Here is a 13,524-nt window from a genome sequence, read left to right on the forward strand (position 1 = left end):
GCGTGTATGAAAGATGACAGCATAATCCGCCATGAAGCCTTCTGGACCGAGGGAGAGGACAGGGACAGCCGCTGGCTGATCACCTGCGATCACGCCACCAACCGGGTGCCGGATTGGGTGGGCGGCGGCGATCTGGGGATAGCGGCTGCGGATATGGCGCGGCATATCGCCTATGATGTCGGTGCCGCCGGGGTTGCGCGGCATCTTGGCAGGGTGATGGGCGCGCCGGTCGTCGGATCCGATTTCTCGCGTCTGGTGATTGATCCGAACCGGGGCGAGGACGATCCGACACTGTTGATGCGGCTGTATGACGGGACGGTCATTCCCGCCAACAAGGATGCGGATGCCGCGGAAAAAAAGCGGCGTCTGGACGGGCTTTATCGACCCTATCACAATGCCTTGGAGCGTATATCTTCAGCGCATTCCAGCCGCGCCATTTGTGCGATCCACAGCTTTACGCCGCAGCTTCGCGGGCGTCCGCCGCGCCCCTGGGCCGTGGGGGTTCTCTATTCCCAAAAGGACGAACGTCTGGCCCCGCTGCTGATCGAGCGTTGCCGGGCGGCAGGCTGGGAAACCGGCGATAACGAGCCTTATTCGGGTCATCTCGACGGTGACTCCGTCGACCGCCATGCGCTTGCCCATCATCGCCCCAATGTGCTGATCGAGGTCCGCAACGATCTGATTGCGGACGAAACCGGGCAGGCGGAATGGGCCGAGCGGCTGGCGGGGGTGCTGGATGGGCTGCTTGAGGCTGCCGGGGTCTGACGATCAGCCGCGCTTGAACGGACCCCAATCGCGCAGGAAGTCGATCTCTTCATCGACGGCATTCCGCTCGCGCTCCAGATAGTCTTCCAGGGCGCGGCGGAACCCCGGATCGGCGACCCAGTGCAGCGAATAGGTCTGTGTCGGAAGATAGCCGCGGGCGAGCTTATGTTCGCCTTGCGCGCCAGCCTCGACACGGGACAGGCCCTGATTGATGGCGAAGTCGATGGCCTGATGATAGCACATCTCGAAATGCAGGAACGGGTGTTCCTCGACCGCGCCCCAGTAACGGCCATAGATCGCATCCGGCCCGATCAGGTTCAGCGCGCCCGCTATCGGCTGGCCGTCGCGCTCGGCCAAGACCAGCAGGCAATCGTCGCGCATTGTGTCGTGGAGCAGATCGAAGAATGCCCGCGTCAGATAAGGCCGCCCCCATTTGCGTGCGCCGGTATGTTGATAAAATTCCCAGAACGCATCCCAATGCCGGGGCTGGATCTCTGCGCCGCGAAGCTGGCGGATGGTGCCGCCGAAACCCTGCGCCCGCTCACGTTCCTTGCGCAGATTTTTGCGCTTGCGGGACGACAGCTTCGACAGGAAGTCGTCATAGTCGGCGAAACCGTCATTCACCCAGTGAAATTGCTGTGTCGTTCGGGGCATGAAACCGGCCTCGCGCCCGATCTCCGCCTCTGCCTCGGTGCAGAAGGTCACATGCGCGCCCGACAGCCCGTTCTGCGTGCAAAGCTGCGCCATGCCGGACAGCAGCGCCGCCTGCACCTCCGGCGCGGCGGCAATCAGCCTTGGCCCGGTAACAGGGGTGAAGGGGACGGCGCATTGCAGCTTGGGGTAATACTGCCCGCCTGCGCGTTCGAACGCATCGGCCCAGGCGTGATCGAAGATATACTCCCCCTGGCTGTGCAGCTTGATATAGCTCGGCGCGACACCGTGCAGGGTGCCGCCATCATCGCGCGCCGCCAGATGGGCCGGATGCCAGCCCGTGCCGTCCCCGACAGAGCCGGAGGCTTCGAGCGCCGACAGGAAGCGGTGACTGGTAAACGGGTTCGCCCCCGCACCTGTCAGATCCCATGCATCCGCGTCAATCTCGGACAGGGCCTGATGGACCGTGATGGTGATGTTCATGCGAACAGCCTCAGCACCAGCGGGGCGACAATTGCGGTCAGGACGGCATTCAGCCCCATGCCGATCCCCGCGAAGGCCCCGGCGGTCTCATTGACCTGAAAGGCGCGGGCGGTGCCGATCCCATGCGCGGCAACCCCGACCGAGAAACCGCGCGCCCGCCAGTCTGTCACGCGCAGCGCGTTCAGCAGCGGGGTGACGATGATGGCCCCGAAAATCCCGGTCAGCAGGACCATTACGGCGGTCAGTGTCGGCTGCCCGCCAATCCGCTCTGCAATGCCGATTGCCACGGGTGCCGTGGTCGATTTCGGCGCGAGCGAGGCCAGCAGCGTCTCGTCCAGCCCGAAAAACCTGCCGATCAGCAGGGCAGAGACGACCGCCGTCAGCGATCCGACCAGAAGCGCCGCGATAACCGGCAGCAGCGCGTGCCGTATCCGCTTGAGATTGTCGTAAAGCGGCAGCGCCAGACAGACCGTCGCCGGGCCGAGCATGAAGTGAACGAATTGCGCGCCCTCGAAATAGGTCTGATAGCTGGTGCCGCTGATCCACAGCACAGCGCCGAGGATGATGATCGCGATCAGCACTGAATTGGCATAGCTGGCGCGTCCCGACAGGCGGAAAATCGCGTCCCCGGCCAGATAGGCGGCGAGTGTGGCCGTCAGCCACAGCAAGGGCTGGCTGGCGAGATAGGACCAGATCAATGCCGCGTCACTCATCTGGCGATCCGATCCAGCGGGCCACGGCGGCGAAGGTCAGCGCGCCTGCGGCAATCGCCAGCACGGTCGACACGACAAGGGCCAGTCCCAGCCCCAGCCCATGTTCGGCCAGCACCGGCAGATGCGCGACGATGCCGACCCCGGCGGGCACGAAGAACAGCGACAGATGCCCGAGCAGCCCCTGTGCAACCGGGCGCAGCATCTCCGCAAGGCGGGGGTAAACGGTGCAGCACAGCACCAGCAGCACCAGCCCGACCACCGGGCCGGGCAAGGGCAGGGTGAGGCCGCGCGAGGCAATCTCGCCGATAAGCTGAAAGCTCAGAATGATGGTCAATGCCGGGATCATGCCGGCAAGGTAAGCAGGATTTGTGACGCTTTCCAGTGGCGATCACGTTCCGGATATTTCTGTTTTGCCGTGGCAGACGGGACGCGGCGAATCAGCATTCTGTCGGGCGAAGTCGCTGAACCGGAAATCATAGGGGTATTGCTGAAATCTTGTGGATAACCAAAGGCTGATAGCTACATATTGCGGTTTTGATTTGACTTCATAGGGCTGTGGCACAAAAATCCGGTAACCAGAAACGATTCCCGGACCCCACGCGTGAAATTCGACCGACTCAGGCTCAACGGCTTCAAATCTTTCGTCGATCCCACTGATCTGGTGATCCGCGAGGGGCTGACGGGCGTCGTCGGGCCGAATGGCTGCGGCAAGTCGAATTTGCTGGAGGCGCTTCGCTGGGTCATGGGTGAAAACCGGCCAAGCGCCATGCGTGGCGGCGGAATGGAGGATGTGATTTTCGCTGGCACGTCCCGTCGCGGCGCGCGCGCCCATGCCGAAGTGACGCTGACAATCGACAACCGGCAGCGGCTGGCCCCGGCCTCGGTGAATGACAGCGACGGGTTTGACATCGTTCGGCGGATCACGCGGGATGCAGGCTCTGCCTACAAGATCGGCGGCAAGGAAGCCCGCGCCCGCGATGTGCAGATGCTGTTCGCGGATGCCTCCACAGGCTCGCATTCGCCCGCACTCGTCCGGCAGGGGCAGATTTCGGAGCTGATCAACGCCAAACCCAAGGCGCGGCGGCGGATTCTGGAGGAGGCGGCAGGGATCTCCGGCCTCTATGCGCGCCGTCACGAGGCTGAGCTGAAGCTGAACGGGGCGGAAAACAACCTGACCCGCGTCGATGACACGCTGGACCAGCTTGCGACGCAGGCGGCTTCGCTGACCCGGCAGGCGCGGGCGGCGGCGAAATATCGCGAGATCGGCGCGGCGCTCCGGCAGGCGGAAGGGCTGCTGCTCTATCGCCGCTGGGCCGAGGCTGACGAGGCGCGTGCCGCCGCAGCCACGGCTTTGCAGGAGGCGATTGCGGCAGCCGCAGCGGCGGAAGGGGCAGCGAAACAGGCGCTTGCAGCGCGGGAAGCGGCGGAGGCGGCGCTGCCGCCCTTGCGTGAAGAGGAACAGGTGGCAGCGGCGGTCCTGTCCCGCGTCGTGGTGGATCGCGAGGCGCTGGACGAGGCGGAGGCCCGCGCTGCGGCTGCGATCGAGGCGCTGCGTGGACGGATCGCACAGCTGAGCAAGGATATTGAGCGCGAGGGCCAACTCAACCGCGATGCCGCCGGGGTGGTGGAGCGGCTGGAATGGGAAAAGCGCGAACTGCAAAAAGCCGGGCAGGGCCATGAGGCAAAGCAGGAGCAGGCCGATCTCGCCGCGCAGGAAGCCGCTGCCGCCTTGCGCGAGGTTGAGGTCAAGCTGGCGGAGCTGACCGATGAATCGGCGCGACTGGCCGCGCAGGCGCAATCGGCGGAGCGGTTGGTGTCCGACCTGACCTCGATGCGGGACCGCTCGGAAAAAGCCGCGCAGGAGGCGGAGCAGACCGCGTCACGCGCAGATGCAACCGGCACTGAGGCGGAGCAGGCCCTGCGGTCGGCGGAGGCGGCGCAGAAGAATGCCGCAGCCGCCGTGGAACATGCGGAAAAGACGCTGACGGAGGCGGAGGAAAAGCGCGGCACGGCAGAGACGGCGGAGGCCACGGCGCGCGCAACCCGTGCCGAGATCGAGGGTGAGGCGGGTGCGCTGCGCGCGGAGATGAACGCGCTTGAGAAGCTCGTCGCGCGCGCCGCTGGCGACGGCTCGTCGCTGCTGGACCGGATTTCGGTTGCCAAGGGGTATGAGGCTGCGCTTGGCGCGGCGCTTGGCGATGATCTGGGGATCGGGCTGGCGGATGGCGGCTCGGGCTGGGCGGAGCTGCCGGGCTATGATGAAACCGCAGCTTTACCCGCCGGGGCGGAGCCTTTGGCTGCGCAAGTGACCGCGCCGCCCGTTTTGCTGCGCCGCCTGTCGCAGATCGCCGTGGTCGGGGGAGCCGCCTCGGCGGAGGCATCGCAGGCCGCGCTTCTGCCCGGTCAATGCCTCGTGACCCGCGATGGCGGGTTGTGGAGATGGGACGGAATGCGCGTCATGCCGGGCGAGGCGTCTTCGGCTGCCGCGCGGCATCTGGAGCAGGTGAACCGTCTGGCGGATATGCGCGGCACGACGGAGGCCGTGATTGCGCGGGCGGCACAGGCGTCGGAGGCGCATGAGCAGGCGCGCGGCCAGCTTGCGGCGGCGAATGCGGCGGAAAGGACCGCGCGCGAGGCAAGGCGGGAGGCGGAGCGCAGCCTGTCGGAGACCGCGCGCGCCGCGACGCGGGCCGAGAGCGATCTCTCCATGGCGCGGGCGCGTGCTGAATCGGCGCGCGCGGAACTGGTCCGGCACCGCGAGGATGCGGCGGCTGCCCGGTCACGGCTGGCGGAGGCGCAGCGTCAGCTTGATGCGCTGCCGGATCGCGGGGCGGCTGCGGCGGCCGTTGAGGCCGCGCGCACCGGGGTGGAGGCCGCGCGCATCGCGACGATGAGTCGGCGCAGCGCATTGGACGAACTCCGGCGCGAGGCGAATGCCCGCACGAAACGCTTGCAGGAAATCGCCAAAGAGGAATCCGGCTGGAAACTGCGGCTTGAGCAGGCAGGCACCCGTGCGGGGGAACTGACCGCGCGGCTGGAGGCGACCGAGGGCGAACTCGCCGGGGCCGAAGGCCAGCCCGCTGCCTTGGCCGAGAAGCGCGACCAGTTGCGTGAGGCCGAAGCTGCCGCAGAAGGCCGGGTTGTCAAGGCGCGCGAAGCGCTCGGCACAGCCGAAGCCGCGCTGCGAGCTGCGGCGATGGCGGAGCGGGATGCGGAACGCGCCGCATCGGAATCGCGCGAACTCAGGGCCGCTCGTCAGGCAAGGGCCGAGGCATCGCGCGAGGCTGAGGAAGCCGCGCGGGCACGGATCATGGAGGAGGTCGAACTGACCCCGCAGGCGCTGCGCGACAGCCTTGGCGATGAGGTGACGGAGCAGGCGGCGGCGCAGCTTGAGGATCAGATTGCCCGGCTGCGGGCCAGTCGCGATGCGCTCGGTCCCGTCAATTTGCGGGCCGATGAGGACAAGCGGGAACTGGAAGAGGAACGCGCCAAGCTGGCCGGTGAAAAATCCGATCTGGAAGAGGCGATCCGCAAGCTGCGCGCCGGTATCGCCAGCCTGAACCGTGAGGGGCGTGAGCGTCTGCTGGCGGCTTTCGATACGGTGAACGGCAATTTCACGACGCTGTTCAAACATCTTTTCGGCGGGGGCGAGGCAAAGCTGGTGCTGGTCGAATCCGATGACCCGCTGGATGCCGGGCTGGAAATCATGTGCCAGCCGCCGGGCAAGAAGCTGTCGACGCTGTCGCTGCTGTCGGGGGGGGAGCAGACGCTGACCGCGCTTGCTCTGATCTTCGCCGTGTTCCTTGCCAATCCCGCGCCGATCTGCGTGCTAGACGAGGTTGACGCGCCGCTCGACGACGCCAATGTCGGACGCTTCTGCGATCTGCTGGATGAGATGACCCGGCGCACCGACACGCGGTTCCTGATCATCACCCACCATGCCGTCACAATGGCCCGGATGGACCGGCTGTTCGGGGTCACGATGGTCGAGCAGGGGGTGAGCCAGCTTGTCAGCGTCGACCTGCAACGGGCGGAACAACTGGTGGCCTGACATCTGACCGGGTTTTGCGGGCGGTTCCCTGCCCGGAAGAATGCGATTTTCTTATTTTTGTCGGAATGGTCGCCCGCCCTTGCGGCAGTGCAGCATGCGGCATAGGTCTGCGGCAAGAAAATGCAAAGGAATGTCGCATGAAGCTGAATGTCATCATCACCAGCACCCGTCCCGGCCGCAATGGCGAGCCTGTCGGGCAGTGGTTTTTCGATCACGCCAAGGCCAATCCCGGCGGTTTTGACGAGGTGATCCTGTCGGATCTGCTCGACATTGATCTGCCTCTGCTGGACGAGCCGCATCACCCGCGTGCGCAGCAATACACCAAGGATCATACCAAGAGATGGTCCGATCTGGTGAAAGGCTCGGATGCGTTTGTGTTCGTGCTGCCCGAGTATAACTACGCGCCGCCGCCGAGCTTTTTCAACGCGCTGGACTATCTTGCGGTCGAATGGAACTACAAGCCCGCCAGCTTCGTGACCTATGGCGGCATCACCGGCGGCATGCGCTCCAGCCACGGTGCGAAAGAGATCCTGACGACGCTGAAAGTCATGCCGCTGCCGGAACAGGTCGCGGTGCCGATGGTGTTCGATCACCTGAAGGACGGCAAGTTCGAGGCGCCGCAGATCGTGAAGGAAAGTGCCGATACGATGATTGCCGAGCTTGCGAAATGGGCGACGGCGCTGAAAACCCTGCGTTGACGCCGGTCGCAGAATGGGCTTCCACAACCGGGCCGATCCGTCCTAGGATCGGCCCGAATTATGACGGAGGGACGCATGTCCATAGATGCCCGGCTGAAAGAGCTGAATATCACATTGCCGGAGGCGCTTGCCCCCGTGGCGAATTACGTCCCCTATCAGCAAAGCGGAAACCTGCTGTTCATTTCGGGCCAGATTTCGGCCGGCGCGGACGGGCTGATCTGCGGCAAGCTGGGCGATGACATGGATGTCGCGGCAGGGGCCGAGGCCGCGCGTCGCTGCGGGCTGGGGCTGCTGGCGCAGGCGCGCGCCGCATTGGGGTCTCTCGACCGGGTCAAGCGTGTGGTGAAGCTGGGTGCCTTCGTCAACTCCACCCCCGATTTCGGAGATCAGCCGGAGGTGGTGAACGGGTGTTCCGATCTGATGGTCGAAGTGTTCGGAGAGGCGGGGCGTCATGCCCGTGCGGCGGTCTCTGCCCCGGCGCTGCCGCGCGGCGTCGCCGTGGAGATCGAGGCAATATTTGAGGTGAGCTGATGGCACTGCATCCGGATTTTATTCGCCTTCCAATCGCGCATCGCGGCCTGCATTCCGAGGAGGTGCCAGAAAACTCGCTGGCGTCGTTCCGCGCCGCGATCGAGGCCGGATATGGGATCGAACTGGATATTCAGCCCGCTGCCGACGGCACCCCGATGGTGTTTCACGACTATGACCTCAACCGCATGTGCGGGGATGAGGGCTATATCAACGATATGGATCTGGACGATCTGGCCGAGCAGCGGCTGGCGGGCACGGATGAGAAAATCCCGACGCTTGCAGAAACGCTGCGCGAGGTTGCGGGCAGGGTGCCGCTGCTGATCGAGATCAAGGATCAGGACGGGCGTCTTGGCGACAATATCGGTGAGCTTCACGACCGCGTTGCTGCCCAGCTAGAGGGCTATGACGGTCCGGTCGCGGTCATGTCCTTCAACCCGCATACGGTGAAAGCCTTCGGCAAGGCCGCGCCCGAGATCACGCGCGGCTTGACCAGCTGTGCCTTCGACAAGGAGCATTGGCCGATGCTGGATGACGAGGATCGCGAGAGCCTCGGTTCGCTTTCGGATTTCGGGTCGTCGGGTTCGGAATTTCTGTCGCATCACTGGATCGACCTTGCAAACCCCGCCGTTGCGGCGCTTGCGGATCGGGGTGTTCCCTTGCTCTGCTGGACGATCCGCTCCGCCGATGAGGAGGCTGAGGCCCGCAAGCTTGCTGGCGGCATTACCTTCGAGAATTACCGGCCCTGATGGCGACGGTCACCGCGTTATATGATGCCCGCGTTCTGGCCGGGCAACTGAAGGATGACGCGGCACAGCGCGCGGTTCTGCCTTTGCTGGACGAGCTTGTCGCGACGCTGAAGGATGAAGCCCCGAAGCAGGAACGCTCCGGCTGGCGAAGCTGGTTCGGCGGCGGTGACGATGTGGCGGCGCCGGAGGGGCCGCGCGGGCTTTATCTTTGGGGCGGGGTCGGTCGCGGCAAATCCATGCTCATGGATCTGGTGATGGAGGCCGCGCCGCTGAAGGCGAAGCGCCGGGTGCATTTCCACGAATTCATGCAGGAAATTCAGGCCGGCCTGAACGAGGTCCGCAAGCGCGGCGAACGAGATGCGATCCGTCCGGTTGCCGAGGGCGTGGCCGATCAGGCGCGGCTGCTTTGCTTCGATGAAATGCAGATCACCGATATTGCCGATGCCATGATTGTGGGGCGGCTGTTTCAGGTGTTGTTCGAACGTGGCGTCTGCATCGTCACCACCTCCAACCGGGTGCCGGAGGATTTGTACAAGAACGGGCTGAACCGTCAGCGTTTCGTGCCGTTTATCGAACTGATCCGCGAAAAGATGCGGGTTCATGCGCTCGACAGCGATCAGGATCACCGTCAGGGCAGGTCCGCGGGCGATCAGGTCTGGTTCTCGCCGCTGAACCGCGACACCCGTGCGGCGATGAAAGAGGTTTGGGCCGATCTGACCGAAGGGCTGCACACCGAACCGCTGGTGCTGGAGGTGCAGGGCCGCAAGGTGGAGATTTCGGAACATGCCGACCGGATCGGCCGCGCCGGTTTCTGGGAGCTTTGCGGGCGTGCGCTTGGTGCCGCGGATTATCTGGCACTGGCGAAGGCCGTCGATGTGCTGATGCTGGAAGATATTCCGCTGCTGTCATCGTCGAATTTCAACGAGGCGAAGCGTTTTGTGACGCTGATAGATGCGCTTTACGAGGCAAAAATCCGCGTCATCGCCTCTGCCGCCGCCGAGCCGGAGCGGCTTTATGTCGAGGGCGAAGGCAGTTTCGAGTTCGAGCGCACGGCATCGCGGTTGCGCGAAATGCAGGACGTGAACTGGGGCGTTCGGGAGTAACCCTCAGCCGTTATCCCGCAGCACCTGCCCGGCGAGATACAGCGAACCGCAGATCAACAGCCGCGCGCCGGGATGCGCTGTGGCGAGCGATTGGACGGCGTCAGCGACATCATCCGATGTGGTGGCCTGTAACCCGACGGAGGCCGCGGCATTTTTTGTCGCCTCGGCAGGCAGCGTGTTTTCCTCGCCCGGAATGGAAACGGCGGTCAGCGACTGTGCCACCCTTGCCAGCGGGCGCAGATAACCGGCGACATCCTTGGTGTTCAGCATCCCGCAGATCAGATGCACCGGACGTTTCGGCATCGCTGCCAGCGTCGCGGCAATGGCCTGCCCGCCTGCGGCGTTATGCCCGCCATCAAGCCATAGCTCGCAGCCCTGCGTTTGTGCGATCTCGACCAGTCGACCATGCCCGAGCCGCTGCATCCGCGCGGGCCATTCGGCCTTGGTGACGGCTGCCAGAGCCTCTGCCGCGCCGAAGCCAAGTGCACGCAGGGCGGCAATGGCCGTACCGGCGTTTTCGACCTGATGCGGCCCGGCGAGATTGGGCAGAGGCAGGTCGATCAGCCCGTGATCGTCCTGAAACACCATGCCGCCCGGCTCCGGCGCCGCGTGCCAATGCTGTCCCGCGACGATCAGCGGCGCGCCGAGACGCGTCGCGCGTGCCTCGATCACCTGCAAGGCCTCGTCCTGCTGCGGCGATACGACCAGGGGGACGCCGCGCTTGATGATCCCGGCTTTTTCGCCCGCGATCTGCGCCAGCGTGTCGCCAAGGAACTGGGTGTGGTCAATGCTGACCGGGGTGATGACGGTCAGGGCAGGGCGCGCGACGACATTGGTGGCGTCGAGCCTGCCGCCCAGCCCGACCTCCAGCAGCGTATAATCGGCCTCGTGACCGGAGAAGGCCAGAAACGCCGCCGCCGTGGTCAGTTCAAAGAAGGTGATCGGCTGACCGGCATTCACCGCTTCGATCTCGGTCAGCAGGGCGGAGAGTTCGTCTTCGGGGATCAACGCACCCGCAAGGCGGATGCGTTCGTGAAACCGCGCCAGATGCGGCGAAGTATAGGCGTGAACCCGCTTGCCTGCCGCTTCCAGTCCGGCCCGGATCATGGCAAGCGTCGAGCCTTTGCCGTTGGTCCCGGCGATATGGACGACCGGCGGCAATTGGTCCTGCGGGTTGCCGAGCGCGTCAAGAAGCCGCATCAGCCGGTCAAGCGACAGGTCGATGACCTTCGGATGCAGCCCCATCACGCGCTGCAAAATGGCGTCGGAGTGGCTCATTTACGGGGTTGTTCTTCAGGTCTTGACCGCTTCGCCCGCTTCGGCTTCTGCATCTTGCGGGGGCAGGGCGGCGCTGTCCGGTGTGGCAGGCGCGGGCAGATCGCCGATCACTGCCGGGGGCAGCCCGGTCAGCATCCGCAGAATGGCGATCAACTCGTCGCGCAGTGCGCCACGCGGGGTCACCCGGTCGAGCATGCCGTGTTCCAGCAGATACTCCGCCCGCTGGAAGCCTTCGGGCAGTTTCTCGCGGATGGTCTGTTCGATCACGCGCGGACCGGCAAAGCAGATCAGGGCATTGGGTTCTGCGATCTGGACGTCGCCCAGCATCGCGTAAGACGCCGTCACCCCGCCCGTGGTCGGGTGGGTCAGCACGACGACATAGGGCAGCCCGGCCTCTTTCAGCATTTCCACGGCGACCGTCGTGCGCGGCATCTGCATGAGGCTGAGAATCCCCTCCTGCATCCGCGCCCCGCCAGCGGCGGAGAACAGCACGAGGGGGCGTTTCAGTTCAACCGCGCGTTCGGCCGCAGCGATGATGGCGTTGCCGACATACATCCCCATTGATCCGCCCATGAACGAAAAATCCTGCGCGGCGGCAACGATCCCGGTGCGGCCCATTTCGCCCTCGGCGACCAGCATCGCCTCTTTCTCGCCGGTGGCCTTCTGTGCGGCTTTCATCCGGTCGGGATATTTCTTCTGGTCGCGGAACTGCAGCGGGTCGGAGATGGGTTCCGGCACCGCCACCTCGCGGAAGATACCGCCATCGAACAGCGCCGAAAAACGCTCGCGCGGCGTGATCGGCAGGTGATGGCCGCAATTGGTGCAGACCTGAAGATTTTCCGCCAGCTCGCGATGGAACCGCATGGTGCCGCATTCGGGACATTTGGTCCACAAATTCTCCGGCGTGTCGCGGCGCGTGAAGAAAGAGTTGATACGCGGGCGAACGTAGTTGGTGATCCAGTTCATATGCGGCTGCTCCTGACCAGGGTCGCGGCACAGATATGCGCTGCGTCGCGGAAATGCAATTGCACTGCGGCAGTGTAAAGGGTTTCATGTCAGAATGACGACATCTTATCTCGTAGTGCTCCATTATATCGCCGCCACGCTGGTCGTGTTGCGGGTTCTGACCCGGTCGGGGATGGAACCGACGATCCGGCTGGTCTGGATCATGCTGGTTGAGGCCGTGCCGGTACTGGGTATCTGCGGCTATCTGATGTTCGGCGAGATTCGCATCGAACGGGCCGAACGACAGCGGGCCGCCGATATTCGCGCGAAGCTCAGCGGGATGTGGACGCCCAGTCCGGATGCCGTGGCCGACCCGCCGGAGCGGATCGCGGGCCTGACCGCGACGGCGCTGGCCGTGGGTGGCATGGTCCCGGTCGCGGGCAACAGGCTGCGGCTGGAACCCGAGGGCGACGATGCCTTTGACGAGATGATTGCGGCCATCGACGGGGCGCAGGATCACGTTCATGTGCTGTTTTATATCTGGCTCGACGACAAGCTCGGCGGGCGCATGGTGGATGCCGTCTCTCGCGCGGCGAGGCGGGGCGTTGCGTGCCGGATCGTGGTTGACGACCTGGGATCGCGGCGTTTCCTGCGTTCGGAGAACTGGCGGATCATGGATGAGGCCGGGGTGGAACTGGTCCGGGCCATGCCGACCGGCAACGTCCCGCTACGCGCACTGACCCGAAGGCTGGACCTGCGCAATCACCGCAAGATTGTCCTGATCGACAACCGCATTGCCTTTACAGGCAGCCGGAATGCCGCGGACATGGCCTTTGCCGTGAAACCCCGTTATGCGCCCTGGTATGATGTGTGGTTTGCCGTGGAAGGTCCGGTGGTCCGCCAGATGCAGGGCGTCTTTCTGGCCGATTGGATGACCTATACCGGCGCGGATCTTGGCAAGGAACTGCTGAAAACGGTGCCTGCCGCGGAAACACCCGGCGCCGTTGCACAGGTTATCGCGACCGGACCGGATCGCCGGGCGGGCAGCGTGTCCGACTGCATTATGGCGCTTCTGGCAATGGCGCGAAAAAATATCGTGATCACAACACCGTATTATGTGCCGACCGCAGCCTTGGACAACGCGATCCAAGCCTGCGCGCGACGCGGCGTGGATGTGACGCTGATTCTGCCGGCGAATAACGATTCGATGCTCGTCGCGGCGAGTTCGGAAGTGTTTTATCGCGGGCTGTTGCGGGCCGGGGTCCGGCTGATGCTGTTCGAGCCGGGATTGCTCCACGCGAAACTCATGACGGTCGATGGCGAGGTGACGCTGCTGGGCAGCGGCAATCTCGACCGGCGCAGCTTTGAGCTTAACTACGAGATCAATCTGATCGTCGTCGACCGCGAAAAAACGGCGGAGATTGACCAAAGACAGGCAAGCTATGTGGCCCGCGCCCGCGAGGTGACGCTGGAGGAGGTGGAGCACTGGCCGTTCTGGCGCAAGATCCGCAACAATACGCTGTCGCTGGCCACGCCGCTGCTCTGACGGCTCTGGGGGCA

General features: G+C 64.6%; 12 protein-coding genes. 7 read left to right on the plus strand and 5 right to left on the minus strand.

The features are described from left to right. The first annotated feature begins 6 nt into the window (after positions 1 to 6). Positions 7 to 765: an N-formylglutamate amidohydrolase gene (locus tag PAF12_RS04135; RefSeq protein ID WP_271108737.1), complete on the plus strand. Its 759-nt coding sequence runs from the start codon at positions 7 to 9 to the stop codon at positions 763 to 765. A gap of 3 nt (positions 766 to 768) precedes the next feature. Here the strand turns inward: PAF12_RS04135 and PAF12_RS04140 are convergent, their stop codons facing one another. From PAF12_RS04140 to PAF12_RS04150, 3 genes are read right to left on the minus strand one after another with little or no spacing between them, the layout of a single operon-like run. Next, positions 769 to 1,899 (minus strand): GNAT family N-acetyltransferase, encoded by a 1,131-nt coding sequence (locus PAF12_RS04140; protein ID WP_271108738.1) that lies wholly within the window; start codon positions 1,897 to 1,899, stop codon positions 769 to 771. Further along, positions 1,896 to 2,612, minus strand: coding sequence for an LrgB family protein (locus PAF12_RS04145; RefSeq protein ID WP_271108739.1), 717 nt, complete (start codon positions 2,610 to 2,612; stop codon positions 1,896 to 1,898). The genes PAF12_RS04140 and PAF12_RS04145 overlap by 4 nt, the downstream gene beginning before the upstream one ends. Continuing rightward, positions 2,605 to 2,958, minus strand: a complete 354-nt coding sequence (locus tag PAF12_RS04150; protein ID WP_271108740.1) for a CidA/LrgA family protein — start codon at positions 2,956 to 2,958, stop codon at positions 2,605 to 2,607. The genes PAF12_RS04145 and PAF12_RS04150 overlap by 8 nt, the downstream gene beginning before the upstream one ends. Before the next feature lie 255 nt (positions 2,959 to 3,213). On the opposite strand from PAF12_RS04150, the gene PAF12_RS04155 reads away from it, so the two are divergent. The 5 genes from PAF12_RS04155 to zapE all read left to right on the plus strand — a co-directional run bounded on the left by PAF12_RS04155 (position 3,214) and on the right by zapE (position 9,741). After that, the gene (locus PAF12_RS04155) at positions 3,214 to 6,663 is read left to right on the plus strand and encodes a chromosome segregation SMC family protein (RefSeq protein WP_271108741.1); all 3,450 of its coding nucleotides are present in this window, start codon (positions 3,214 to 3,216) and stop codon (positions 6,661 to 6,663) included. Between the two features lie 137 nt (positions 6,664 to 6,800). Beyond that, on the plus strand, positions 6,801 to 7,361 hold the full coding sequence (locus tag PAF12_RS04160; RefSeq protein ID WP_271108742.1) for an NADPH-dependent FMN reductase: 561 nt from the start codon (positions 6,801 to 6,803) through the stop codon (positions 7,359 to 7,361). Positions 7,362 to 7,436: 75 nt separating this feature from the next. After that, the gene (locus PAF12_RS04165; RefSeq protein ID WP_271108743.1) at positions 7,437 to 7,892 is read left to right on the plus strand and encodes a RidA family protein; all 456 of its coding nucleotides are present in this window, start codon (positions 7,437 to 7,439) and stop codon (positions 7,890 to 7,892) included. Next, entirely contained in the window at positions 7,892 to 8,638 is a 747-nt protein-coding gene (locus PAF12_RS04170; protein ID WP_271108744.1) for a glycerophosphodiester phosphodiesterase family protein, read from the plus strand. Before PAF12_RS04165 ends, PAF12_RS04170 begins: the two co-directional genes overlap by 1 nt. Continuing rightward, complete coding sequence (gene zapE, locus PAF12_RS04175) at positions 8,638 to 9,741, plus strand: cell division protein ZapE (RefSeq protein ID WP_271108745.1); 1,104 nt, start codon at positions 8,638 to 8,640, stop codon at positions 9,739 to 9,741. The genes PAF12_RS04170 and zapE overlap by 1 nt, the downstream gene beginning before the upstream one ends. Before the next feature lie 3 nt (positions 9,742 to 9,744). Here zapE and PAF12_RS04180 read toward each other — a convergent pair whose 3' ends face one another. Both PAF12_RS04180 and accD read right to left on the minus strand, forming a co-directional pair. After that, positions 9,745 to 11,019: a folylpolyglutamate synthase/dihydrofolate synthase family protein gene (locus PAF12_RS04180; RefSeq protein WP_271108746.1), complete on the minus strand. Its 1,275-nt coding sequence runs from the start codon at positions 11,017 to 11,019 to the stop codon at positions 9,745 to 9,747. A gap of 15 nt (positions 11,020 to 11,034) precedes the next feature. Then, on the minus strand, positions 11,035 to 11,985 hold the full coding sequence (gene accD / locus PAF12_RS04185; RefSeq protein WP_271108747.1) for an acetyl-CoA carboxylase, carboxyltransferase subunit beta: 951 nt from the start codon (positions 11,983 to 11,985) through the stop codon (positions 11,035 to 11,037). A 94-nt stretch (positions 11,986 to 12,079) separates the two neighbouring features. On the opposite strand from accD, the gene cls reads away from it, so the two are divergent. After that, complete coding sequence (cls, locus tag PAF12_RS04190) at positions 12,080 to 13,510, plus strand: cardiolipin synthase (protein ID WP_271108748.1); 1,431 nt, start codon at positions 12,080 to 12,082, stop codon at positions 13,508 to 13,510. The last annotated feature ends 14 nt before the right edge of the window (positions 13,511 to 13,524 follow it).

The sequence above is a fragment of the Paracoccus sp. SCSIO 75233 genome, assembly GCF_027912675.1.
Lineage (GTDB): Bacteria > Pseudomonadota > Alphaproteobacteria > Rhodobacterales > Rhodobacteraceae > Paracoccus.

Bases quoted from the DNA above. Each gene is read 5' to 3' on its own strand.
- PAF12_RS04135 (WP_271108737.1), top strand. From the start codon at position 7: ATGAAAGATGACAGCATAATCCGCCATGAAGCCTTCTGGACCGAGGGA.
- PAF12_RS04140 (WP_271108738.1), bottom strand. From the start codon at position 1,899: ATGAACATCACCATCACGGTCCATCAGGCCCTGTCCGAGATTGACGCG.
- PAF12_RS04145 (WP_271108739.1), bottom strand. From the start codon at position 2,612: ATGAGTGACGCGGCATTGATCTGGTCCTATCTCGCCAGCCAGCCCTTG.
- PAF12_RS04150 (WP_271108740.1), bottom strand. From the start codon at position 2,958: ATGATCCCGGCATTGACCATCATTCTGAGCTTTCAGCTTATCGGCGAG.
- PAF12_RS04160 (WP_271108742.1), top strand. From the start codon at position 6,801: ATGAAGCTGAATGTCATCATCACCAGCACCCGTCCCGGCCGCAATGGC.
- PAF12_RS04165 (WP_271108743.1), top strand. From the start codon at position 7,437: ATGTCCATAGATGCCCGGCTGAAAGAGCTGAATATCACATTGCCGGAG.
- PAF12_RS04170 (WP_271108744.1), top strand. From the start codon at position 7,892: ATGGCACTGCATCCGGATTTTATTCGCCTTCCAATCGCGCATCGCGGC.
- zapE (WP_271108745.1), top strand. From the start codon at position 8,638: ATGGCGACGGTCACCGCGTTATATGATGCCCGCGTTCTGGCCGGGCAA.
- PAF12_RS04180 (WP_271108746.1), bottom strand. From the start codon at position 11,019: ATGAGCCACTCCGACGCCATTTTGCAGCGCGTGATGGGGCTGCATCCG.
- accD (WP_271108747.1), bottom strand. From the start codon at position 11,985: ATGAACTGGATCACCAACTACGTTCGCCCGCGTATCAACTCTTTCTTC.
- cls (WP_271108748.1), top strand. From the start codon at position 12,080: ATGACGACATCTTATCTCGTAGTGCTCCATTATATCGCCGCCACGCTG.